Genomic DNA, 24,463 nt, shown 5'->3' on the forward strand with positions numbered 1-24,463 from the left:
CAATGAGAAATATATATTTAATAATTTTTATTATAGTAATAGTAACATCGGGTTGTATTGAAAAACATGAGATAGTGGACCTGAGCCTCGTCCAGGAGCCGGATATCAGGGAAAATGATCCTGCGGTTATCGTTGCTATTGCCCCGGTGGTATCCCAGAAAGAGTCCTATGTATATTATGAGGACATGATACAGTATATCTCCAGAAAATTGGGAGGACCTGTAAGGATAGTGCAGAGACGTACATATCTGGAAATAAACGATCTGATACGGAACAATGAGATAGATTTTGCCTTTGTGAGCAGCGGTCCGTATATTGAAGGCAATTCGAAGTTCGGTATGAAGCTTCTTGTAGTGCCTGAGGTAGATGGAAAAACAACATATAATTCCTACATAATTGTTCCCAGGAACAGCAGCTACACTAACCTGCTCGACCTGCGCGGCAGGAGGTTTGCGTTCTCAGACCCTTTATCAAATTCGGGAAAGCTTTATCCTGCATACAGGCTTTTTCTCATCAATGAAACGCCCGAATTTTTTTTTGGGAGAGGTGAAAAAGGGAGATATAACTATTTTTATACTTACAGCCATGACAACTCCGTTATTGCCATAGCAGAAAAACTGGCAGATGGTGCAGCGGTGGACAGCCTGACATATGATTATATGAAGAATACAAAACCTGAAATCGTATCAAAAACAAGAATAATTGAAGTTTCGCCTCCTTTTGGAAATCCTCCTGTAGTAGTCCCGAAAGATATAAATCCGTTTTTAGAGAAAAGGCTTAAGGATATTTTCTTGAATATGGATAAAGATGAAGAAGGCAGGAAGATACTATCCAGGATAATGATAGATAGATTTGTAAATATAAACGATAATGCCTATGATACCATCAGAGGAATGAGGGAAGAAATCAAATGATAAGCCTTCGGTTTAAAATCGTTATATCAACACTGTTTATAGGGTTACTGGTTATTATAGGGTCTTATCTGGTTATCCAGGATCTTCAAACAGATATCATTGAGAAAGAGTTCCGTGAAAAAGGATTTTTATTAGCAAACAACCTTGCATTAGAAACTACAAACCAGGTTCTTGTAAATGATGTAGTAGAGCTCAGGAATTCAATTAAAGAGTTAAAGGACAGCTATCCGGATATTGAATATATTTTTGTGACAGACTCGGAAGGAATAGTGCTGGCACATACGTTTGACAACGGTTTCCCGAAAGCGCTTCAAAATCAGAGCAGACCTTATAACGTGATGAAGGAATTTGTATACATCAGTGACAGAGGGACTATGCACGAATTTGACGCTTCCCTTTTTAAGAATATAGGTTATGTGCATGTGGGCTTATCTGAGAACAGCGTCAGAGCGCAAATCCAGGATGCATCTCAAAGACTGCTGCTTTTAGCCGTATCATCCATGATATTCTGGGGGATATTCATTTACCTCATCGGGCTATGGCTGACAGACCCCATCCTCAAGCTTACCAAAGGAGCTAAAAGGATAAATAACGGCATCCTTGACCAGAAAATAGTGGTTCAATCAAAAGACGAACTCGGGGAGCTTGCTTCTACATTTAATGACATGGCATCAAGCCTTGACCAGAAAATCCGGGATTTAGTAGCATCAAAGGAACAGACAGAGACTGCGCAGAAATACCTGGAAACGTTATTTGACAGCATTGATGACGGCATAATCGTGTTGAATGCGGACCATAAGATCATCAAAATGAACAGGTCATTCCCGAATATCATGAACCTGCCCCGGGAACAGGTTCTGGGCAAAAGCTGCCACGAACTGATCTTCAAAGCTGCTCCGCCTGAGAAGGAAAAAGAGTGCCCGGTCAGTTCGATCCAGCAAACAAAGAAGCCGATAAGGATTTTACATGAGATCTATATCAAAGGGAAACGAAAAATCCTGGAGATCAACGGTTCTTTGTTCTCAGATAATACGGGAGAACCTGAGGTTATCCTTGTATTGAGGGATGTGACCCAGGAGAGGATCCTTGAAGAAGAAATAATCAGGCGGAACCGGGAACTTACAGCGCTTAATGAGATATCCAGGATTATAAGTGAAACGTTCGATCTGGACAAAATATTATCAAAAACGCTTGAAAATCTATTAAAGCTCGCCGGCATGGAATCCGGAGAGATATACCTGCTGGATGAACCGTCAGGAAAATTTACTCTTAAAATACATACAGGCAGTGAAGAAAATATAATTCCTGAAATAACCCCTGCGTATATACGCGGCGAAATACTGGTCTCGGATAGTATACAAAAAATACCTGAGTTCGCATCAAACCGGAACCCTGGTTTCTTTTATGCCGGGATCCCTGTAAAGTTAAAAGACAGAGTCTCCGGGATAATTACATTGTGGGGCAAAGAACCGCGTGCATTTTCAGCAAGGGAGAAGGAACTTTTCTTATCAATAGGCAACCAGCTCGGAGTGGCTATGGAGAATATAACTTTCTATAACAACATTAAATACCTGAAAGAATTCAATGAAGAAATACTGAACAACGTCAATCTTGCAATCCACGTTGTTGATAAGGATTTTAGGATACTTGCTGTTAATGACGAATTACTGAAACTTAATAAGGGTAAACTTAAAAAGGAACAAATAATAAATAAAAACCTCTTTGAAGTTTTCCCGTTCCTTAAGGAAAAATATTTCAATAAAGAGTATGAATATGTTCTCAACACAGGGGAACTTTTCCAGACAGAAGAAAGGACCGAATATGAAAACGATGTGATCTACACAAGCACATCCAAAATCCCGATCAAGGATGAAAACGGAAAGGTTGAAAAAATCATAACTGTAATGAAGGACGTATCCAACCAGAAGAGGCTGGAAGAAGAACTAAAAGATTCCTACGAGGAACTCAGGCTAACGTACGTGAAACTCAAGGAACTTTACAAGATAAAAGATAATTTCCTTTCAAATATGTCGTATGAACTGAGAACCCCGCTTACATCCATTATCGGATATACCGAACTGATGCTTGATGAGAACGTAACCTCGGAGCAGAGGCATAAACTTGAAATAATCCTGCGGAACTCACAGAGGCTATCAAAGCTAATAAAAGGATTGCTTGATACCGCGATCATTGAGTCCAAAAATCCCCAGCTTGATATGCAGATGTTATCAGTTTATGATATAATAAATCATGTAGCAGAGGATATGAAGACATTAGCGTCCATAAAAAACATCCCGATAAATGTCGAGGTTCCGCAACGGTTAATGGTTGAAGGGGACAGGGACAGGTTGATGCAGGTCTTTTCAAACCTGATAGACAATGCCATTAAATTCACAATAAAAGGGAGTATAAAAATAACAGCCGAAGAAGAGAACGAATCCGTGCACATTAAAATCGATGATTCAGGCATAGGCATACCCGCGGATAATCTTGATATGATATTCGACAGGTTCTATCAGGTGGATTCGGTGAGCCCGCAAAAAGAAGAAAGTGCAGGTCTGGGTTTATGGATTTCAAAGAACATAGTAACAGCGCATCGCGGCAAGCTCTGGGCGGAAAGTAAAAATAGGGGAAGTACATTTCATGTTTTATTGCCGAAAAGGAGAATCCAATGACAGGTAATGTTTCTGTTAAAAAGGTGCTTGTTGTGGACGACGAGCCTGATACGCTTGAGCTTGTTAAATTAGTCCTTGAGAGCGCCGATTTTAAGACAATGCTGGCTACGAGCGGGAGGGAAGCGCTGAAACTGGCTGAGGCATCAAAACCGGACCTTGTGCTTCTTGATATTATGATGCCCGATATGGACGGATGGGAGGTTTTCAGGAAATTGAAGGAGAAGTATCCGGCTATACCAATAGCTATTTTAACAGCTAAGGCACAGAATATAGACAGGTTGCTGGGATTGCACGTATTAAAAGCTGATGATTACATAACAAAACCTTTTGGTAAAAACGAATTAATAGACCGGGTGAAAAAATTAACAGGTATGGTTACGGTGACCAAAAGCTAAAAAACCAAAGAGAACAAAAGGGAGAAAACATGCAGGAACCAAAATACAAAGTTCCGTTCTATACAGAAGAACGATGGCAGAACTGGATAACTAAAGTAAAGGATAGCGGATTTAAGCTCGATGACCAGGACAAAGGCGCGATTTTTGTGTACATGGAAGACGATGTTGTACTTGCATGTTTGAAGGTAATAGCAAAATATGATAAGAACCTGATATCTGCGGAGGAAGCACTGAAAGACCTGAACGATATAAAAGAGATCGTCCTGAAGAAAGCAGATTCCATAAACAAGGATATCGACATGATGATAGAATCCACGCAACTTGCGCTGATGGGCGTTTTTGCTGCGTGCGAATGTTATGTGGAAAAGGCGTTTGAGAAAACGAAATCCCTTGATAAGCTGATAAAGGGCGCAGTTGAGGCTGAGAAGGAAGATAACATGGGAGCTGCGCTTGGCTGTATCGCAGAGATCGGCGCGAACGTGCTTGCAGGCGGGAAGCTTGATGATAAAGTTCTTGAAGATGTCCCTGAAGGACTTGTGGCTGAATGGCTTGATGGTATTGATTCGATCGGCGCAGCCATGATCGGTGACCAGAGTTATCGCGATGATGAACCCGATGAGGGTGATTAGCGGCTAAAAATTAACTCAAGATATGCTCATACATGATATTTTACGGCTTGAAAGCTCAGATAACATATACTTTGTTGAAGAAAGCTACGCAGCTTTAAAAAATAATACGCTATCCTTACAATATTTAAAAAATATCCTGAAAGAGCCGCCGGATGAGCTCAACGGGGTTGAAGATGAGAGCGGCAATATAATCGGGCTGGCTCTATTTAATCCTGAAACCGAGGAATTCCCTGCTTTTTGGGCTGTTTTTACAAGCCTTGTCTCCTCCATTCCCGCGCCGAACGGGAGCAGCAGGAGGTTTTCTGACCTTGCAGGCAGTTTAAAGTTGGATCAGGTACACAAAACCACTTATAAAGAGTTCAACACTGCGATAATCGAGTATTATTCCCTGACGCTGGTGAACAGGCAGTTATGTGAAGGCTGCCGTATATCAAAGGAACCTTACGGGATGGTTTATATCGAGAGCAGAAAAAGCAGGCTGACGGAACTGCTTGGTAAATATGAACTGCGCGGGGATATACTTGAAATATGCTGCGGCAACGGCATGTCTACACTGCCTCTTCATGAGCTGGGTTACAGTCCTTTAACGATCGATGATGATAAGTGCCAGATATGCCAGGGGCTTGAACATGAGGCGCTGCACCCGGAAAAGACCATCGTCCTGGATGCAACGAACCTTTCACAGTTTTTCAGGGAAGGGTCTTTTGACACGGTAGCGGGTTTCATGCTCGGCACGATATATACTTTTAATAAGGATATATGGGAAAAAATGGTAAGTGAAGCGGTCAGGCTCCTGAAACCGGGCGGGATGATGCTTCTGACCGTAAATAAAAGGGAGGAGATGGAGATCCTTAAAAGCGTACTCGATATGACAAGGATGAAAGGGGATATAATCGATAATACGGATGATAAAGGCATTTATGACCAGTGGGTATATGTTGGGACCGGTTAAACACGGACATAACTATGCCGCGTGATCGCAGGGATTATTTTTACAGGAAAGCCAAGGTAGAAGGCTACCGCTCCAGGGCTGCTTTTAAGCTTAAACAGATCAATGAACGGTTCAACATAATCAGGAAAGGGGATACTGTTGTCGATCTCGGCGCGGCTCCGGGCGGGTGGCTCCAGGTGGCAAAGGAACTATCAGGCGGCACGGTGGCAGGTGTTGATCTGCTGCCAATAGAGAAAATCGAGGGTGTGGAAACGATAAAAGGGGATATCCGTCTTGATACTACGGTTGATAAGATCAAGGAATTAATACAGAGGGGCAGTAAAAAAGAAGGTGCTGATGCCGTTATCTGCGACGCTGCGCCCAATCTTTCGGGGAACTGGAGCTACGACCACGCCCGTTCCATCGACCTCGCCACCTCTGCCCTCGAATGCGCCAGGAAAATCCTGAAGCCCCGCGGCAGGTTCGTGGTAAAGGTCTTCCAGGGTGACATGTTCCCGGATTTCATGAATAAAGTTCGCCGGTCTTTCGTTAAAGTGCAGGCTTTCTCCCCTGAAGCTTCGCGAAAACAGAGCGCAGAGATATACGTTATCGGGAAGCAATTGCTACCTGAGGCGGTAAAACCCGGTGGAGAGTATATAGTGACCATTGAAAATGTCGGGGCTGGCGGAGACGGGATAGCCAGGGTCAATGATTTTGTGGTGTTCGTAAAAGGTGCAGAGAAAGGGGAGACGCTTAAGATCAGGATACGGCATGTCAAGCCGAATTTTGCTTTCGGGGAGAGGATTGAATAAAACTTACCCGTTTTTAGTGCCTGAGATACAAATATTTATTTAGTATCGCACTACAATTGCTTTATCTATGGACTTGGCAAAGATCGAAAAAATTCTGAAAAAAGAGCCTGATGAAGCGGCTGAAGAATTATTAAAAGAAGTTGAAAAAGTCTATGGGGAAGTGCCGTATATCCTCAATTTCATGAGAGATTCACCTGAGCTGCTTGTATCCAAGATTATATACGAGAATGCAATAGTCCGTGAGTTCAAGCGCCTCGATGCAAAAACTGTAGAACTTATATCAATAGGCGTGGCTGCAGCGCTGCGGTGTGAACACTGCCTTAAACTGCACATCCGCGTTGCCCAGAAACTGGGCGTGACAAAAGAGGAGATTTTTGATGCCATACTGATCGCGGGTTCACTGTCCAACGCCGCCGTACTTGCTGAGGGAACAAGGGCGATGGATGCTGAAAAGCTCGGGCTTAAGGACGAGTGCGAGGTATGCGGGATTCCTGAAGGGAAAGAGAAAAAGGATTAGAGCAACTAAGATTTATCGTTTCGGCGTCATCCCGAGCACATTTATCATCTGGATAAGCTCTGTGAAAGCCTCAAGCTCCCTGGCAAGAACCTCTTCTTTAGTCATCGAAATACTCATTTCCCCATCCACGGTCAGCATATCGGGACCCCTTCGCACCAGCCTTTCCACCCCATCGCCAGATAGTATCTTCTTGACCTCGGGGTCGTGGACGAACGCCCTGCCCGGAAACAGGACGGTCTCTTTTACCTGTGATAAGTCCAGAGCTTTTATATCTTCGATTGTTATCAGGCAACCGATATCCTTTTTTACCGGAACTACGTTAACCCGCCCGCCCAGCTTATCGAAAATCTCTTTCAACAACGGCGCGGCAACTTCACTTGTTATTATTGTCACTTCTTTTGTGATTTTTGGTAACTTCGAAAGCGCCTCAGGCTCATTCCTTATAGCGAACGGCGAGCCGGTTTCGGGGTCGTACAGCGGCGTACCTGTGACGCGGAACCCAAACCGGCTGTTTATGTCATCAACGATTGACTTGAACTCCGAAATAGTATGTGAAGTAATGTCTTCTAAAACAGGAGCATTGTCAAGTATCAGGCCCTGCCCGTACGTATTGGCAAAACGCATCAGGATAAAACCCTTTACGCCCATCTCTTCAAGGTCTGCACATGTTTTTAAAAGGACTTCGCCGTCATTTACTCCGGGAATAAGCACCGCTGCCGCATACACGTTGCATTTTCCTGCAAGAACGCGAAGCGCGCCAAGTGAATCCTCGGGTGTTTTATCGTTCATATACTTTCGCCGAAGCTCCGGCTCCGTGGCAAAAACCGTAAATGTGACTTCGTTTACGCCGTGGTCGATGAAGAACTCCGCATCATTTTTATTCAGTCCTTTCCCGCTTGTGTAGCCGAGGTGTATCGGCTTTTTAAACTGTGACAGGAATTTCACAAGAGATTTAAGCTCGGGATAACAACTGACATCGCCGCCCCCGCTCACATTGAATTTTGATACGTTCTTATTGAAAAAAACAGCCTGCTGGACTTCCTGAGCGATCATGGAAAGCGGCTTGAAACTCGAATAGCCTTCTTTTACGCTTCTTGTGCAGTAATTGCAGCCTTTCTGGAAGGGAAGGCAGTGCTTGCAGCCAAAGGGCTGGACTTCCTTTACTCCTTTAAAGTAGCAGTACCTGCAAAAACCCCGGCAGTCATGTCCGGGTCTTCCTCCGAGGTCGGCGAGAATTTCCATGCTGTCCGAGATGCAGGAGAATATAATAAATCTATGGGAGGGCATCGAATAAGGAATGTCTGGATGCTCTTAAATCGTGGTTATTTATCAATAACCCTGCGTACGGTATTCAACAATTCCTCAACCGTATAAGGTTTCATCAAAAAAGCATGTACTACGCCTGCAATATTTGCAAGCATATCATCCTCAGCCGACCTGCTGACAGCAATGAGCCTGACATCCGGGTTGATTTTGCGAAGAACCCAGATACAGGCCGGACCATCCATGACCGGCATCATCATATCAATGAGAACTGCCTTTATTTCCCCTTTGTGGCTGGAATATAATGAAACCGCCTCTGCTCCGTCACTGGCTATGAGAACTCTGTATCCATGTGCTTCCAGTGTTTCTCTTGCCATCTCACGGGTATTGGTTTCATTATCAACAACCAGTATCAGTTCTTTACGTTCCGCTACAGGTTCAGGCTGGTGTACATCTGTTTCCCGTATCTTGGCTTTAACTGCAGGCAGATAGACCTTGAATATCGTTCCCTTCCCGGCTTCACTGTGGACAGTTATAAATCCACCGTGGCTTTTTACAATAGCAAGGGATGTTGAAAGACCAAGCCCTGTGCCTTTGCCGGGCTTTTTTGTCGTGAAAAACGGTTCAAAAATCCTGTTCATTATTTCAGGAGGGATGCCGGTTCCCGTATCTGAGACGCTGATAATAATGTATGGACCGATTTTAGCTTCTGCATTAACACGAATAAAACTCTCATCAATGAAAAGATTTTCTGCAGAGATACGGAGGATACCGCCATCCGACATCGCGTAGCGGGCGTTTACGCAGAGGTTCATCAGAACCTGCTGCAATTGAACGGCATCACCAATGATGTTCCATATGTCCCCGGATACATCAGTCCTGATTTCTATGGAGCTTGGGAAGGTCTCTTTTGCGAAATTCTCAGCATCGGAGATAAGATCTGCTACCTGGATATTCTTGCGTTCTCCTTCAACCCCCCTTGAAGATAATAGGATCTGCTTTATCAAGTAAGCTCCGCGTTTAGCATTCCTTTCAAGTATCCCGAGCAGTCTTCTGCTCTCATCATCCGTTAATTTTTCTTTTAATGATTGCAGCGACAGAGTTATCGGTGCCAGCACATTATTGAGGTCGTGTGCAATGCCTCCAGCTAGTGCGCCGATACTTTCCAGGCGCTGTGCACGAAGGAACTGTGCTTCGAGTATCTTTTTCTCGGTTATGTCCGTGTTAATTATAAGAATTGATTTCGAATTTCCATTGCTATCCCGCACCAGAGTCCAGCGGCTTTCCACGATAATCTCCCTGCCCTCTTTTGTTATCTGGCTAAGCTCGCCGTTCCATTCATCCCTATCTATCACGTTTTTGCGGGCTTCGATGAGAGAAGGTGGTTCTTCTTTATACAGAAGCTCATTTGCATTTTTGCCGATGGCTTCATCCGCCGTCCAGCCGTACAGGCGCTGTGCACCCTGATTCCAGTATGTGATCCGATGTTCCATATCCCGAACAATAATGGCATCATGAGCTTTATCGAGGAGGGCAGCCTGCTCCTGTATTTGTTCTATTGCACGTCTGCGCTCTGTGATGTCCTTCACGGTTCCTATACTGGCTACCTTCCCACGGTAGGTTATAAGCCCGACGTTTATATTGACGGTAGTTCTTGTCCCATCCTTTTTGATTCCATGGAATTCATATTCCCTGAGGACATCTTCTCCCGCCTGCCTCCTGAAGTAGCGGTTTACAACCATCTCTAAATCTTCTGGTGCAACAAGCTCCCGGAAGTCTTTTCCGATAACCTCCTCTACTGTGTAACCACACATTCTGGCAAACGCTTCATTCGCGAATTCAATTTTACCATCCTGGATAAGAAATACCCCATCCTGGATGTTCTCAATTAACGTGCGGTATTTCTCCTCCGATTGTTGCAGAACCTCCTCAGTGCGCTTATGATATGTAATGTCGCGAGCAATACCCTGATAGCCGACTACCCTCCTGTCATGGGTTTGCGGCTTTACTGTAAATTCCATGGTAATATAACCACCAGACTTTGAAAGAATACGCAATTCAAAGCCTTGCGGGTGTATTTTTTCGCCAAAGATGCACCGATAAACCAATACTTCGAGGGGCAAATCATCGGGGTGGACGAGAGGCTGGAAATTCTTTCCGATATATTGTTCGCGCTGCCAGCCTGTAACAGTTTCAAAAGCAGTATTCAGGGAAGTGATCGTGCCCTCCGGAGAGAGCGTGAAGATTATGTCCTTTACATTCTCAACGATTTCTCGATATCGTCCTTCTGATTTTTCTAATTCGGCAACTTTCCGGCGCAGTTTTATTAATTCATCAGCAGTTGCTTTTGATTCATCTTCGTTTTTCACCTTGGTTACCTCTGCATTGTAATATTAGTCGCACACCTCCACATGTTCAAGTGTGGTTCGTAGTAGCCGAATAAATCGTTTGTTTTCAGTCTAATATAAGGAGGTGGATGGGGCATAACTTTAACATTACAACTCTACTTAAAAACATTACTCTTCCCTGTAGTATCTTGAAAAATATTTGAGTTAATAAAAAATCCGGTGGAATAAAGGCAAGCCCGAACACTACAACAACCTTTACATATCTTTAAGCGTTTTTAGTACCTGAAAAGACCAGATATGACCACACTTGACCCATGGGGCGCCGTAAAAATCGATAACTACTCAAAACTCTTTGATGAGTTTGGGATATCGAGGTTCGATGAGCTTCTCGGACGGATACCCAACCCGCACAGGTATATGCGAAGACATATTATTTTCGGGCACCGCAGCTACGAAACAGTCCTGGATGCGATGCTCTCAGGCAAGCCTTTCGCTGCAATGAGCGGCTTCATGCCCTCCGGCAAAGCCCACCTGGGGCACAAGATGGTGATGGAAGAGATAATCTGGCACCAGCAGCAGGGCGGGGATGCGTTTTTAGCAATAGCGGACAGGGAAGCGCATGCAGTCAGGGGTAAAAGCTGGAGGGAATGCAGGGAACTGGGGATAAACGAATATATCCTGAGCGCGATAGCACTTGGGCTTCAGCCAGGCGCGCATATTTATTTCCAGTCAGGCTCAAATCAGGTGAAAGACCTTGCTTTTGAACTCGGGATAAAGGCGAATTTTTCCGAGTTGAGCGCCATATACGGCTTCAACGGGGAAACGAACGTCGCGCATATGATTAGCGCCCTGACTCAGAGCGCTGATATACTCCAGCCCCAGTTAAAGGAGTTCGGCGGACCAAAACCTGTTGTCATCCCCGTTGGCGCTGACCAGGACCCGCATATCAGGCTGACGCGCGGGCTTGCGTATAAGGTGAATATGTTTGTAGTGGAAGAGCGCAGAGAGGAAGGTAAAGTATACACAAGCGTGCGCGGCAAAGCAGCCCCAAAAGATGCCCTCATGGAAATCGCGAAGCGCACAGGCGGCAAACTTTACGAAGAGCATGTGGATATTTTTAAGTCAAGCTTCGCTGAAGTGGAATCCGTTGTGAGGGAAGTGGAATTAAAATATGGCGGTTATGCCTTCATGCCTCCCGCCTCAACTTATCATAAGTTCATGACTGGCTTGCAGGGCGGAAAGATGTCAAGCAGCATCCCTGACAGCTACATTGCCCTCACAGACCCGCCAGAAGAAGGCGCAAAAAAGGTGATGCGTGCAAAGACCGGCGGCAGGGTGACGCTGGAAGAGCAAAAAGTAAAAGGCGGTGAGCCTGACCAGTGCAGCGTATATGAACTGCTGGTTTTCCACCTGGTCGAGGACGATAACGAGCTTAAAGATTACTATAAGGAATGTGTGGGAGGCACGCGCATGTGCGGCGCATGCAAGAAACATACTGCCGAACTGATGAAGGCGTTCCTGAAAGAGCATCAGGAGAAGAGGGAGCTGGCAAGGAAAAGGTTGGGGGAGTACGGGCTGAAATAAAAGCCCGGAATTTTTATTCTGGTCATTGCCGCATTATTTTTTCCAAATTTTTCAAATCAAACAGCTCCAAATCAGGATCCTTTATCTTTTCCTGGAACGATTTTGCGAAAATTGCGTAATGTTCCTTTCTTTCATGATTATTCCATTGCACGAATTTCGCTTTCTCCTTCAATTCAGCTAAAATCTTCCTTGCATTAACTTTATCCTGCCATTTGCATTCCGCGAATAGAATTTCTTTTGTCTGCTCGTTGATTGAGACAATATCAATCTCCGCAGTTTTTCTTTCATTCGTTTCCATATCCCGGTAAGCCCCCCACCATTTTCCCACATCTGTTGAATTTATGGGGTTGGCTAATCTGACCGCTTCGCTACAAACAATTTCAAACTGTTTTCCTACATAAGAATTGAAGTTCTGCCTGAAATTATACTCAAAACCATCAAATATGAACGAATCAAGTTCTTTTATGAATGGGTAAACGAAGCCAAACCAGAATTTAAAGTAGTTATCCTTTAAGGAATAAATTGTATTCCTGCTTTTTTCCTTCACAGTTACGGGTTTTAGTAGTTCTATCAATTCCAGCTCTTCTAAGGTGTTCAAATATCTCGTTAGAACTGTTCTTTCAACCCCCAAGGCATTTGATATCTCATTTAACGTATTTTTGCCGGCAGATATTTCTTTTAATATGGAGAAATACGTTTTAGGCTCTCTTAACTCTTCTTTCAGTATTATATCTGTTTCCTGATAAAGCAGGGAGCCCCTTGTTGCTATTGCCGCTTTGGCATTTTCGTACACGGTTTTGCTGCCGTCAAACTCAAGAATATACAAAGGTATGCCGCCGGTGCCCTTTATCCGGGCTTCCGTGCCCTATACAAAGAGAGCGTGCCGAACACCGTCGCATATCTGGTTGTCTCTTCAACTTCCTCAAAACCAGCCTCGCGGAACATCTCAGGTAGCAAGCCCTTTATATTATCCAGAGTGTCCTCAAACAATCCCAAGAAACGTGATATTAAGTACATCAGGACATTTTGCGGCTTCCCGAAGTCGGCGATATGCATTTCCCCGCCGGGCTTGAGTACCCTGAATACCTCTCTAAATGTACGAGCTTTATTCTCATGGGTCAGATGATGAATGACAAGGCTGGATACGACACGGTCAAAAAAGTTGTCGGGATACGGCAGTTCAAAAGCTGACCCTTGATCTAATTTTATATCCACGCCTGCCTTTTTAACTTTCAATCTTGCTATATCGAGGATTTTGGGATCGATATCAAGCCCGATAATCTCAACTTCTGGATAGGTCTTCTTGATGAGGATGGTCAGTGTTGCTGTACCGCAGCCCGAATCAAGCACCCTGTGGCTTTTCTCGAGCCTCATTTGCTCAATCAGGCGGCGCTTGAAGGTAAGTTCGCGGATGGTCAGTCGCATCACGAGGTCATAGAGCGGGGTCAAAAATTTGAATCCGAGGGCGGGGATGAATTTTGGGGGAGGTTGGGGCATGGTTTTACAAACAGAAATTGCAAAATTTTATTTTAATCAAAGATTTCCCTCTCTCTCAATCAGTATTTTTACTTCTTTTTTCAATTCGGGAATATCTTTTTTTACTGTATCCCAAACAGCGTCTAAATCCACACCAAGATAATCATGAATCAGCTTATCTCTCATTCCAGCCATTTTCCTCCATGGTATATCAGGATATTTTTCTCTTATCTCGGTGGATACTCTTTTTGTGGCTTCCCCTACTATTTCAATCTGCCTTACCACACCATCCTGAACCAGACTGTTATCCATAAAATCATCATAGTTCAGTCCTTTGATATATTCTTCGATTCGGGATATAGCGTCCAAAATATGCTTTAAATAAACAATATCATCTTTCTTCATTCGTAAATTACCTTCATTTCCTTTTTAATCCTGCCAATTAAATAAGGGCTTATGGATTTTTCAGTCAGTAAATCGACCTTCATACCAAGTGCATCAGACAGCTCCTGCTCTATTCCCACAATATCAAGTAGACTTTTCCTCTCTGAAAATTCGACAAGAATATCTATATCGCTCTTTGGCTTTTCTTCTCCTCTTGCGTAAGATCCAAAGATAGCTACCTTTTTTACGCCGTGTTTTTTAATGAGAGAGATGATTTTTTTAAAGAGGTGTTCTTTGTTCACTTTCATAATTATTCAATGCCGTTTTGGGATATTAAGAATTTCGGGTACACCATATAATCTAAAATGCAAAATATCAGGCTGATGGCAAGCTAATTTCAAACTCCTCGCCATTGAGTTTGCCATGTAGATAATCTATTGTTTGTTCAATAATCTCAAGATCACCATAATCAAACTCCTTGTGATGGTTAGGGCAAAGAACGAGAAGATTACCCAACACACTTCTGCCACCCTCGGATACCGGTTCAATATGTGCAACTTCTATATAGTATCCTCCATCTTTTTTAGGTATTCTCACATTGCAATTCGGAAATTGACAGCTAAAGTGACAGAGATCCTTAAGAGCCTTTACCAGTATGGTATCATTTCTGATTGTTTGAGAAACTATCTTTTTAATCCTTGCAGAAGGGATTCCAGCCATTACATTATTCAGTTGACGCAATCTTTCAATTGGTATGCCATCCGGAATAATTTCGTCTAGTGTTGAATCATCAGCGATTTCCATCTCCAACCATTTTTGTGCTATTTCGTGCTCACCTGAGAGCCATCCTTGCTGTGGAAACTTGAATTCATCAGGTTTAGGTAAATTTAATCTTTGAAGCGATTTAACTTTAAAAACAAGACAAAAGCCCTGTGAAGGTGCCTCGGTATAGTAAGACTGTTTATCGTCAATTTCACCGAATCTCTTTTTGATTTTGCGTTTTGCTTCCTCTTTGCTATCATATGAAAATCTATCAACATCTTCAACGATAGTTCTCCAAACAATACTTTTTTCTGCAGACTCATACCAGTATAAGACAGCATCTATATTCAATTCATTTATAGGCCAGTACTGTTTTCTCCACATATTGAACCAAGGTCCATCAGCCATCTCGGCGGCTGATGGAGGCAACTTAGGTCGACTTGTAATGAACTTCATATTTATTTTACTAATAATGGTAGGGCACTTTCTTACACCTTCCTCTCCCTTGCCGCCTTCAGCATTAACTGCATCTCAGTCCTCGCCACCATCTCTCTCACAGTCTCCACCGCATCAATATTTGCAGAAATGCTTGTTATCCCAAGCTCCACAAGCCGCTTTGCCACCTTCGGATTGCTGCCAGCCTGTCCGCAGATGCTCGTCTTCACGCCTGCCTTATTGCATTCGGTGATAACATACTCGATGAGCTTCAACACGGCAGGATGCATCTCATTATAAAGATGCGCCACATGCTCATTGTTCCTGTCCACAGCGAGAGTGTACTGGGTGAGGTCGTTGGTGCCGAAGCTCACGAAATCCAGGCCTTCTGCTATGAAATCATTGATTATGAGCGCGGCTGCGGGGATCTCAACCATTATGCCGATGTCGATCTTATCAATATCCAGCCCCTTTGAGCGCATGAACTCCTTCGCCCGTTTCAGTTCCGAGGGATGCTGCACAAGGGGAATCATAATCCCCATATTGCTGTATCCGCGCTTGATGAGTTCCTTGAACGCCTTCACCTCAAGATCGAAGTGCTCGGTATCGAGAAGGTCGCGCCTTATGCCGCGGTATCCCAGCATCGGGTTCGGCTCTATTGGTTCGCCTTCTCCGCCCTCCATTGCCCTGAACTCATCCGTGGGCGCATCCAGCGTCCGCACCCATACAGGCTTCGGATAGAACGCATCCACAACGGTCTGGATACGCGAAACAAGCTCATCGACGTATTCATCCGCTTTACCTTCCTTGATGTACTGCTTCGGATGTTTGGGAAGACCGAGAATCATGTGCTCGATACGCAGAAGCCCGACACCGTCAGCCTGCGTCTCGACCGCCCTTTGCGTGGCTTCGGGGATGGAGACGTTCACCTTGACCTCTGTAGCGGTGATGGGTTTGGATTTTGCAAATGATAATTGCATCTGCGGCGGCGGAGTTATAGGTGCAACGGTATCTTTCTTACCTTCGAACACAAGCCCTTTCTCGCCGTCAACCGTTATTTTCATATTGTCGGTCAGTAGTTCTGTCGCCCTTCGCGTTCCGACAACAGCCGGGCAGCCCAGCTCACGCGAAACTATAGCTGCATGGCATGTCATCCCGCCCTCGTCAGTCACTATAGCGGCTGCGCGCTTCATGGCAGGGACCATATCCGGGGTTGTCATGACAGCCACGAGTATGTCGCCTTCCTTGACCTTTCCGAGTTCGGTCACGTCTGAGACGAGTTTTGACTCGCCATAAGCCATCCCTGGCGATGCGCCCAATCCTTCAAGCAGGGCGGACGTCGCTACTTTTTCCTTCACATCTTTTTTCTTCTTTATGGTAGTTATGGGTCTTGACTGGAGGATGTATATCTCATTATTTTTAATTGCCCATTCCACATCCTGGGGAGTCCCGTAAAGGTCTTCGACAACTTCCCCGAACCCGACCAATTTCATTATTTCATCATCATCAAGTACAATGGCATTCTTCTTATTCTCAGGTACGGGTATATCAATCGTTTTACCCGTATGCATGTCCTTTGTATGCATGATATTTTTAGTAGCTATCTTGCGCTCAAGGATTTTTCTTGCCTGCTTATCCACAGAATAATAATCCGGAGAAACCGAACCTGAGACCACGGTCTCACCGAGCCCCCATGAGCCTTCGATGATCGTGATGGGTTCCCCTGTTGCAGGGTGGGATGAGAACATGACGCCTGCTTTCTCAGCATCCACCATCATCTGGACTACCGCGCACAGGTTCACTTTCCTGTGGTCAAACCCCTGCTTGACGCGGTAATAGATGGCGCGTGCCCCGTAAAGCGATGCCCAGCATTTCTTGACCGAATCAATTATGTTCTGCTCTCCCCTGATGTTGAGGAAAGTATCCTGCTGGCCCGCAAAACTGGCATCAGGCAGGTCTTCCGCTGTGGCGCTGGAACGCACTGCTACGAAAACCTCGAATTTCTCTTCTTCGTCCTCCTTGAGAATTCTCAGGTCTTTTATTTCTTTGAATCCCTTTCCCTTGAGCTGGTTGGAAAGCTCTCTCTGGCACAGTTCCCTGTATTTTGACCTTATGCTCTCTTCAATATCGGCAGGGATACTTGCTTCCATGATTATCTTTTTTGCGTTCTTCTCGGCTTTCCTCAGGATATCCGCATCATCAACATCCACTTCAAGCGACCTGAAAAGCTCGTCGCTGATGCCATTCTCATCTATGAACCTGCGAAAAGCCTGCGCTGTCACCGCAAACCCGCCAGGTACGGGCAGTTCTGCGCGTATCATCTCACCTAAACTCGCACCTTTTCCGCCCACTATAGCTATATCCTCTTTCCCAACTTCTTCAAGCCATACGACCGAATCATTTGCCATATTCTTTCTCCTTTAACGACTTTTGAATTTTATTGAGCTTTTTATCGTAACTTTCAACGCCAAGTTTTAACATAAAAGGCAGTTTTTCCCGTGAAAAACCGAACTCCTTGGCGATGTTTTCAAGAAAATATACATCCATTCCCTTATGCTGCGCCCTCTCGACACGTACAGCTTCGATCAGTGCCACTGCTTTAATAAAGGCTTTGACGAAATCAAAGGTAGGTGTCACAGTGCCGTTCTCGATACGCGATATTGACTCCCTGCGCAGGTCCATTAATTCCCCCATATCCTCTTGAGACATATCATATCTCATCCTGTACTCCCGTATCACTTCCCCGGGGTCCAGGCTCAGAAGGATCTCCGCTGCAACGTCTTTCTCAAAAGAGATCAGCCAATCGGGCGTGTATATTAAAGGCTTTGATGATAATTTCAAGCAATCCTCCAAATAAATGTTACATCATATGTCTCATTTATTTGCAAGATGTATAAGGATGGCTTCTTATTTAAATATTTCTTATTACTCCCGTTAAATTACATGATTTATCATGTCACTTTTTCCCGGAGCCTCTTTTCCCAAAGCTGGCTTTTCTTAGCCTGGTATTCTGGTCGAAAAGTCCCATGAAAATCTTATTTTGTTTTGTTTCCCTGCTGTATTCGTCAAGCTGCCCCTCAAGTTCCCGTATCTTATCCTGGAGCTCATCTATCTTTGCATCCTTTTCTTCAAGCTCCTCTTCCAGGTTCTTAATCGTGACCTCCCGGCGATGTATTGTAAATTCCATCTTTTTCTTATCAGCCGGGTGTATAGACTGTACGGGTCTCCTGACCTTTATTTCGACCTTTTTTTCAAGTTCAGGTGTGGCTTTGCCCGGAACGGGGGCAGAAAGAAGGGACTCATCCACCTGTCTCCCTTTCAGTTTCTCGATATACAGCCTGGATATCCGGTGTTCCTCGGCAGAAAGGGTCCAGGAAGTTCCTTTATAGCGCTTTTCCTGGCATGCAAGATCAAGCAGCCTGTTTGTGGCAGGTATGCCCAACCAGCCAATGTTCTTATAATAATCTAAGAGACCGGGCAGGTTGTTTTGACCTACCCTCTCAAGCATGAACCGGAGCCACTTTCGTTGAGTCTCTATCGATATATCTGTGAGTTTTTCCAGCATCCTACGCGCTGCTGTGCCAGAATTGCTTCGGCATGTCCATCGCCAGCTTTAATGCGCCATCCGCGCCACCGAAAACAGGGTCGGTGCATTTAAAGACCTTGCCGCCGTCGATGAGTTCAAGCTCACGTTCCAGGACCTTGTCAAGCTGTCTGATCTGGCTGCCTCCGCCTGCCAGCCAGATGTTGGAGCGCAGAGCATCCTGGAAATCAGGGTCATATGTAGAGATGAGCCTTGAGATCCCGCCCACGATATCAGGCAGTATGGATTCACATGCTTTCTTCATTTCCTGTGTAATTGTGAGTTTCAATACGGAAGAATCGACCGGGACATCCATGATAAGCTCTTCTTCCGGGTCGCCTACAAATGAATGCTGGTCTTTCCACCGCTTTGCCATTTCGGTTGTTACCCGGACATTTGTATACTGGTCTGAGATATGCTTCACAAGTTCCTTATCAATGAAGTTCCCCGCCTTATTGGTACTGATCTGGTCATCAGGTTCGGGGAGCGTGCCGTGGACGCGGCATAGATCGGTGGTGCCTGCCCCGATATCGACTACCAGGGAATGCTCAAGCTGCCCGATATTATAAGCCACGCAGAATGGTTCGCTTGCTACCATTATACCGTCAAAGAACTCCTTTGCCATCTCGGTTATTATCTTTTTGCTCAGCACGCTTGCCTGTGCAGGCACTCCTACGATAGCGTACTTCTTGGCATTATTGGTCGCATCTACAGAGTTCAGTACATAATCAAGCAATCCCTTTGCAGCTTCTATGTCCTCTCTCTGGTTTTTCAACACGCCGTTCTCGATCGGTTTGTATATATTAAGAGCGACCCTGTGGTGGATCGCTTCCTCTCCATACAGATGCTCTTTCTGCAGGAATTTTGAAGCGACAGCGTCTTTGGGGCTTCCTACCACGGTCAGAATGCTGTTCTTCTTACCATCGCTGGTCGAGATGGCTGTATGGTTTGTTCCCAGATCGATTCCTATATACATGGTCTTACCATCAGCACTTGCTGATTCAGTAGCGATTTTGTTAGCTTTACTTTTTGATGCCATAAGCTTTCCTCATTATAATTATTATGGTAATCATATAATTAGTGTTGTGCCTAAATATATAGTTTACGTAACCTGAACCAAAAAGTAAATGTGCCTCTGCATAGCGGTCATTTTTTACGGTAAAATCCTAAAAAATGCCGCAGCGTATTGAATAAAGCGATTTGGCAATTTAGCAGTCAGTTTTGCGCTTTAACAGTTACATCGGTTATCTTCCAAGCGCAGCATGGGCATTTGAAAGATGCCTTGCTGCCAGCGCACCGATTAATGACAACTCACCTGCCAGTATAGCCGCTGCGATTATCTCGGCAAGCTTCCTGGCGTTCGTACCGGGCGGGTTTCCTGCCCCTGCTACCCCAAGCATATTCAGGCACTCCTGCTGCGTGCCTATGCGCGTTCCCCCTCCCACAGTTCCCACAGCCAGCGACGGCAATGTAACAGAGCAATAAAGCCCGTCATCTGCGGGTTCCATCGTTGTTATGGCATTGCTTGCCTCAACAACATGCGCCGGATCCTGCCCGCATGCAATGAACATGGCTGCTGCGATGTTCGCAGCGTGGGCGTTAAAGCCGAGCGAACCCGCGCGCGCCGAGCCCAACAGGTTTTTCCTGTAATTCACCTCAGCCATTTTCTCAGGTGTCGTGTGGAGTTTTTCCATAATTATTTCCTTTTCGATTATTACATCGGCAGATACGGTCTTTCCCCTGCCCATTATAACATTGATTGCAGCAGGCTTCTTATCCGTGCACATATTACCGGACAGCGCAACGAGGTCAACGTCGTTCTCTTCAAGAACGAGGTCAACTGCCGCATCAGTAGCAATAGTGACCATATTCATGCCCATGGCATCCTTCGTATCATAGGCGAACCGCAGGTAAACGCTCCTCCCGGCCACGAACGGTTCAACAGAAAGCAACTCCCCGAAACGCGTCGTTCCTTCGGCTCTTTCTTTCAGGCGCTGGAAATGCCCGGAAACCCATTCCACAAGATTTTTTGCACCGATCACGTCTTTTGCCCTGAAAACAGGGGCGCGCGTCATCACATCCCCGAATATCCTGACGTTCGCACCGCCAGAGGCTGAAATGACGGAGCATCCCCTATCGGCGCTTGCGACAAGCGCGCCTTCGGTGGTAGCAAGGGGGATGTAATAATTTCCATTTGCGTATTCTCCTTTCACCTGCAGCGGCCCCGCAACTCCCAGAGGGACCTGGACTGCACCTATCATATTCTCGATGTTGTGTTTTGTTACGTCCTCAGCGTCAAATGAAAAATTGCTTATATGTTTGAGCTCTGTCCCTGTAATTTCGGAAACCGCTGTTCGCCGCAGTTCAATCGCTGCTCCGGCATCAAGCATGTGACCGACCTCGTGGAAGCTCACATCGCCCTTTTTGAGTTTTTCAAGGAGTACCCTGTCCATAAGAGGGCGTTAATTGGTTTTGGTATTTAAAAAGATAACAGATTCACAGGTTTATCACAAGCTGTCCTTCCTCGCAATACTCAAGCATCAGGTCGGCGACTTCAAAGGAATGTATCATTTCAACGCCTTCGATGAGTTCATCTTTTTCAAACCCTATCATTGCCGATGCAAGTTCGCAGCATTTGAATTTCACTCCCATTTCCATACATTCCCTGACGCGCTCATCATACGGGGGCGTGCCCTGCTTCCCTTTTTTAGCGAGGATGACTCCCATCGGTCCCCAGAGGACGACCACCACGTCTATCCCTTTCTTGCGAAAGTATTTCGCGAACCGCAGTATCTCCATCGGGCTTGTGCTCTCATACACCATGTTCTTAAGGAACAGGAGAACTTTTGTGACCTTCCTTTCGGGCATCAATATATACTTTGGAAGAGAAGGTATTTAATCCCTGCTCATGCGCAGCTTAACGCTTACTTTTCTGCATCATCTCGTCCAGCAATTCCTTTGCCCTGTCAGCCCTGACCTTCCTTTCTTTGACCATTATCTCTGCTATCTTATCCACCATATCTCCTGTGGCGCCTGCCTGGATAGCGACGTTCCTTGAATGAAGCCCCATATGTCCCCTCTGGATGCCTTCTGTGGCAAGGGCGCGCATGGCTGCGAAATTCTGAGCCAGTCCCAGCGCAGCAAAAACCTCGCCCATTTCCGTCGCCGTTTTTACGCCGAGGATTTTAACAGCCGCGCGGGCGATCGGGTTTGTCTTTGTTGCGCCGCCGACAAGACCTACTGCCATGGGCATCTCGATAGTGCCCACAAGGTCTCCGTTTGCGTTCTTCTCGTAGCAGGAGAGAGGGCGGTAGACTCCGCTGCGTGAGGCATATACATGCGCTCCGGCTTCGATGGCTCTGGTATCGTTCCCGGTAGCAAGAACAGCCGCAGTCACGCCGTTCATTATGCCTTTGTTGTGTGTTGCAGCACGGTACGAATCTCCTGCCGCGAAGTGATACGCAGCAAGAATGCCGTCCACGACATCTTCGCCGCCTATGGCTTCCTTTGTGAACACCGCCCTGGCTCTCATTATGCGCTTGTCCGCGAAATTCGAGATTATCCGAAGATATACCCTGCCGCCTGCTAATTCTTCAATATACGGGGCGACCGTTTCAGCCATCGTATTCACGGCATTGGCTCCCATGGCATCCCGGCAATCCACCATCAGGTGCGTGATCACCATCTTACCGCCCGGCGTATCGATGACCCTTACTTCCACGTCTTTTGCACCGCCTCCGAACTTCACCAGTACAGGATCAACCTCGTTCGCGCGCCTGATAATCTCATCCTTTTTCTCAAGTATGTTCATCCTTGCGCCGCTTGGGTCTGCAATCCCCACAGCCTGTATCTGGCCTATCATAACAGGACCTGTGCTGCTCGTTGTGAATCCGCCTCCATCCCGCGCCATCTTTGCCGCATTGCTCGCCGCAGCTATGACCGAAGGTTCTTCTATCGCCATCGGGATAAGATAGTCTTTCCCGTTGATCTGGAAGTTGACAGCTACGCCCATCGGCACTTCCATGACGCCTATTAAGTTCTCGACCATGCGGTCTGCGGCATCAAGGGACAGGGCGCCAGCGGCGCTGATGCTTGAAGCCTCTTCTTCTGTGAGACCTGAGAATTCGGATACGATCTTGAGCCTGTTTTCCGGGCTTAGCTTGTAGAAACCTGAGATTTTAGACGTTTTAGCCATGATACACCCTCAAGAGGACTCAAAAAGGCAGGGAAGTATAAATAGATTTTCGGCTGTTGGTCGAGGCTTCGAAACGTATATATTGGGAGAACATTATTAGAGAAAAGCCTTTTTCGGGCTGGTAGCTTAGACAGGCAGAGCGTCGGACTCTTAATCCGACGGCCGTGGGTTCAAATCCCTCCCAGCCCGCTACTGATTTTAATTTTAACAGAGCTCAAAATAATAAGCAAAGGTACCATACCTCAAATTTTATTAATGTTCAAGATAAGCGGTTGCATCTTTAACAAACTAAAGATGCCTGAGACGTGGCGAAATACTTTTAGGAACAATCTGACTAACTATATAATTAGCCAATTATATTGCAATAAAGATTCTAGTTACTGTTAGCTAAATGTTATTCAAACCCTTATTTTTATTTTGCCATCCATTAAAGATATAATTTCTCCTGTTTCTATTTTTATAGGTTGGATGTTTTTCATGGTTATTGAATTATTGCCAATATCAGTAACTTGGAATTCTCCATATTTATCCCCAACTATAATCACTTTCTGATCCCTGTATTGGACAATATCAAACACCAGTTCATCTTGATTCACTTGCTTTGGGTAGATAATTATTGTCTTATATTTTTTATAATCATCTATTTCCTTCCAATATTCTATTGGTGAATCGCCTGCTGCCATAATATTCTTTACAGTTATATTATCTTTAGAAATAATAAATTGTAAACTCTGGTTTGTGATTTTTTCCAATGTAACTGCATAGCCTTCCTTGATCTTAAAAGTCTCATTTATTTTTAATTTTTTATCTTTCATATCCAAAATAACAGGATATAGAAAGTTTACCATAGCCGGAAGTATTTTTTCATACGTTTCTCCCAGAAAGATGATTTTGTTTTCTTCGCTGGGCGTCGTATATATCGCATCCCCCGGTTTCACACTATCTTTCAGGATTTTTAACTCAAGCTTTTCTCCGGTATCAAATCTATACGAAATAATATCTCCATTCTGTTGTTTAGTATAATTTTGTGGCACAATAGTAACTGTAACATTAGGTTCAAGACCGTAGTTTAGGGCAGGAATATTTGTAGCAGGAATGATCTGAAATGCAAAAGCTCTATAAGTCTCATTATTTTTATAAAGCAAGAATTCAAGCTTCGGGTAACCGTCCGTAAGATTGGGAGTAAAAGAAATAGTCTGGTTAAAACTACTGCCACTGTTCAGCCTTATCTCCTTACTATAAATTTCCTCTCCTGTCAGGCGAACTTTTATCTCATAATCTATAGTCTTACCTTCGTGATTTTCAAGCATTATTCTGTAAGAAGCTGGTTTTCCATAGAATATTTCACTTTCATTTACTGCGTAAAATGCTGTAGTTAGCTCTGGCTGAGACTGAGATTTTTCTCCAGCAAGTTTTATTAAGGCAAAACTAGCTCCTATTCCACCTACCACAGCGATTATTATGAATAGTATGGGCACAAATTTTCTCAGTTTTTCACCTCCGTATTAAACATTAATTACCTGCTTCCATATAACAATACCTTCGCCATTAAGGAGTATT

Annotated in this window: 23 protein-coding genes and 1 tRNA gene; 9 read left to right on the top strand and 15 right to left on the bottom strand. The window is 45.0% G+C overall.

What is annotated here, in order from left to right:
• Positions 1–2: 2 nt before the first annotated feature.
• The 7 genes from MNV_RS16915 to MNV_RS16945 all read left to right on the top strand — a co-directional run bounded on the left by MNV_RS16915 (position 3) and on the right by MNV_RS16945 (position 6,873).
• Positions 3–914 carry a substrate-binding domain-containing protein gene (locus MNV_RS16915; RefSeq protein WP_096207120.1) on the top strand — a complete coding sequence of 304 codons (912 nt, stop codon included), beginning with the start codon at positions 3–5 and terminating at the stop codon, positions 912–914.
• Positions 911–3,589, top strand: a complete 2,679-nt coding sequence (locus MNV_RS16920) for an ATP-binding protein (RefSeq protein ID WP_096207121.1) — start codon at positions 911–913, stop codon at positions 3,587–3,589. The genes MNV_RS16915 and MNV_RS16920 overlap by 4 nt, the downstream gene beginning before the upstream one ends.
• Positions 3,586–3,984 carry a response regulator transcription factor gene (locus MNV_RS16925; RefSeq protein ID WP_096207122.1) on the top strand — a complete coding sequence of 133 codons (399 nt, stop codon included), beginning with the start codon at positions 3,586–3,588 and terminating at the stop codon, positions 3,982–3,984. Before MNV_RS16920 ends, MNV_RS16925 begins: the two co-directional genes overlap by 4 nt.
• A gap of 29 nt (positions 3,985–4,013) precedes the next feature.
• A complete protein-coding gene (locus MNV_RS16930; RefSeq protein ID WP_096207123.1) occupies positions 4,014–4,613 on the top strand; it encodes a DUF2150 family protein in 600 nt (199 codons plus the stop codon).
• A gap of 22 nt (positions 4,614–4,635) precedes the next feature.
• Positions 4,636–5,565, top strand: coding sequence for a class I SAM-dependent methyltransferase (locus MNV_RS16935; protein WP_096207124.1), 930 nt, complete (start codon positions 4,636–4,638; stop codon positions 5,563–5,565).
• Between the two features lie 14 nt (positions 5,566–5,579).
• Positions 5,580–6,356: a 23S rRNA (uridine(2552)-2'-O)-methyltransferase gene (locus MNV_RS16940; protein ID WP_096207125.1), complete on the top strand. Its 777-nt coding sequence runs from the start codon at positions 5,580–5,582 to the stop codon at positions 6,354–6,356.
• 67 nt (positions 6,357–6,423) lie between these two features.
• A complete protein-coding gene (locus tag MNV_RS16945; RefSeq protein WP_096207126.1) occupies positions 6,424–6,873 on the top strand; it encodes a carboxymuconolactone decarboxylase family protein in 450 nt (149 codons plus the stop codon).
• Between the two features lie 12 nt (positions 6,874–6,885).
• Here the strand turns inward: MNV_RS16945 and mmp10 are convergent, their stop codons facing one another.
• Entirely contained in the window at positions 6,886–8,115 is a 1,230-nt protein-coding gene (gene mmp10 / locus MNV_RS16950) for a methyl coenzyme M reductase-arginine methyltransferase Mmp10 (RefSeq protein ID WP_096207143.1), read from the bottom strand.
• 80 nt (positions 8,116–8,195) lie between these two features.
• Positions 8,196–10,505, bottom strand: coding sequence for a PAS domain-containing hybrid sensor histidine kinase/response regulator (locus MNV_RS16955; RefSeq protein ID WP_096207127.1), 2,310 nt, complete (start codon positions 10,503–10,505; stop codon positions 8,196–8,198).
• 276 nt (positions 10,506–10,781) lie between these two features.
• Here MNV_RS16955 and MNV_RS16960 point away from each other — a divergent pair, with 276 nt between their 5' ends.
• Positions 10,782–12,068: a tryptophan--tRNA ligase gene (locus MNV_RS16960; RefSeq protein ID WP_096207128.1), complete on the top strand. Its 1,287-nt coding sequence runs from the start codon at positions 10,782–10,784 to the stop codon at positions 12,066–12,068.
• A gap of 22 nt (positions 12,069–12,090) precedes the next feature.
• On the opposite strand, the gene MNV_RS16965 is transcribed toward MNV_RS16960, so the two are convergent.
• The 12 genes from MNV_RS16965 to MNV_RS17020 form a co-directional block, all read right to left on the bottom strand.
• Positions 12,091–12,894: an ATP-binding protein gene (locus MNV_RS16965; RefSeq protein ID WP_179294056.1), complete on the bottom strand. Its 804-nt coding sequence runs from the start codon at positions 12,892–12,894 to the stop codon at positions 12,091–12,093.
• Positions 12,895–12,914: 20 nt separating this feature from the next.
• Positions 12,915–13,565: a class I SAM-dependent methyltransferase gene (locus MNV_RS16970; protein WP_096207130.1), complete on the bottom strand. Its 651-nt coding sequence runs from the start codon at positions 13,563–13,565 to the stop codon at positions 12,915–12,917.
• A gap of 36 nt (positions 13,566–13,601) precedes the next feature.
• Positions 13,602–13,949 carry a HepT-like ribonuclease domain-containing protein gene (locus tag MNV_RS16975; protein WP_096207131.1) on the bottom strand — a complete coding sequence of 116 codons (348 nt, stop codon included), beginning with the start codon at positions 13,947–13,949 and terminating at the stop codon, positions 13,602–13,604.
• A complete protein-coding gene (gene mntA, locus MNV_RS16980) occupies positions 13,946–14,236 on the bottom strand; it encodes a type VII toxin-antitoxin system MntA family adenylyltransferase antitoxin (RefSeq protein WP_096207132.1) in 291 nt (96 codons plus the stop codon). The genes MNV_RS16975 and mntA overlap by 4 nt, the downstream gene beginning before the upstream one ends.
• A gap of 67 nt (positions 14,237–14,303) precedes the next feature.
• Complete coding sequence (locus MNV_RS16985; protein ID WP_218838059.1) at positions 14,304–15,119, bottom strand: HNH endonuclease; 816 nt, start codon at positions 15,117–15,119, stop codon at positions 14,304–14,306.
• 59 nt (positions 15,120–15,178) lie between these two features.
• On the bottom strand, positions 15,179–17,533 hold the full coding sequence (gene ppsA / locus MNV_RS16990) for a phosphoenolpyruvate synthase (protein ID WP_096207134.1): 2,355 nt from the start codon (positions 17,531–17,533) through the stop codon (positions 15,179–15,181).
• Complete coding sequence (locus MNV_RS16995; protein WP_096207135.1) at positions 17,523–17,966, bottom strand: helix-turn-helix transcriptional regulator; 444 nt, start codon at positions 17,964–17,966, stop codon at positions 17,523–17,525. The genes ppsA and MNV_RS16995 overlap by 11 nt, the downstream gene beginning before the upstream one ends.
• A gap of 115 nt (positions 17,967–18,081) precedes the next feature.
• Entirely contained in the window at positions 18,082–18,690 is a 609-nt protein-coding gene (locus MNV_RS17000) for a FlaD/FlaE family flagellar protein (RefSeq protein ID WP_096207136.1), read from the bottom strand.
• Between the two features lies 1 nt (position 18,691).
• Complete coding sequence (locus MNV_RS17005; protein WP_096207137.1) at positions 18,692–19,747, bottom strand: rod shape-determining protein; 1,056 nt, start codon at positions 19,745–19,747, stop codon at positions 18,692–18,694.
• Between the two features lie 205 nt (positions 19,748–19,952).
• Positions 19,953–21,161, bottom strand: a complete 1,209-nt coding sequence (gene hmgA, locus MNV_RS17010; protein WP_096207138.1) for a hydroxymethylglutaryl-CoA reductase (NADPH) — start codon at positions 21,159–21,161, stop codon at positions 19,953–19,955.
• Positions 21,162–21,204: 43 nt separating this feature from the next.
• A complete protein-coding gene (locus MNV_RS17015; protein WP_096207139.1) occupies positions 21,205–21,576 on the bottom strand; it encodes a DsrE family protein in 372 nt (123 codons plus the stop codon).
• A gap of 49 nt (positions 21,577–21,625) precedes the next feature.
• Complete coding sequence (locus tag MNV_RS17020; protein ID WP_096207140.1) at positions 21,626–22,903, bottom strand: hydroxymethylglutaryl-CoA reductase, degradative; 1,278 nt, start codon at positions 22,901–22,903, stop codon at positions 21,626–21,628.
• A gap of 115 nt (positions 22,904–23,018) precedes the next feature.
• On the opposite strand from MNV_RS17020, the gene MNV_RS17025 reads away from it, so the two are divergent.
• A tRNA-Lys gene (locus MNV_RS17025) sits at positions 23,019–23,092 on the top strand.
• 209 nt (positions 23,093–23,301) lie between these two features.
• On the opposite strand, the gene MNV_RS17030 is transcribed toward MNV_RS17025, so the two are convergent.
• On the bottom strand, positions 23,302–24,381 hold the full coding sequence (locus MNV_RS17030) for a DUF1616 domain-containing protein (RefSeq protein WP_096207141.1): 1,080 nt from the start codon (positions 24,379–24,381) through the stop codon (positions 23,302–23,304).
• Positions 24,382–24,463: the final 82 nt, after the last annotated feature.

Source organism: Candidatus Methanoperedens nitratireducens, from assembly GCF_900196725.1.
Lineage (GTDB): Archaea > Halobacteriota > Methanosarcinia > Methanosarcinales > Methanoperedenaceae > Methanoperedens > Methanoperedens nitroreducens_A.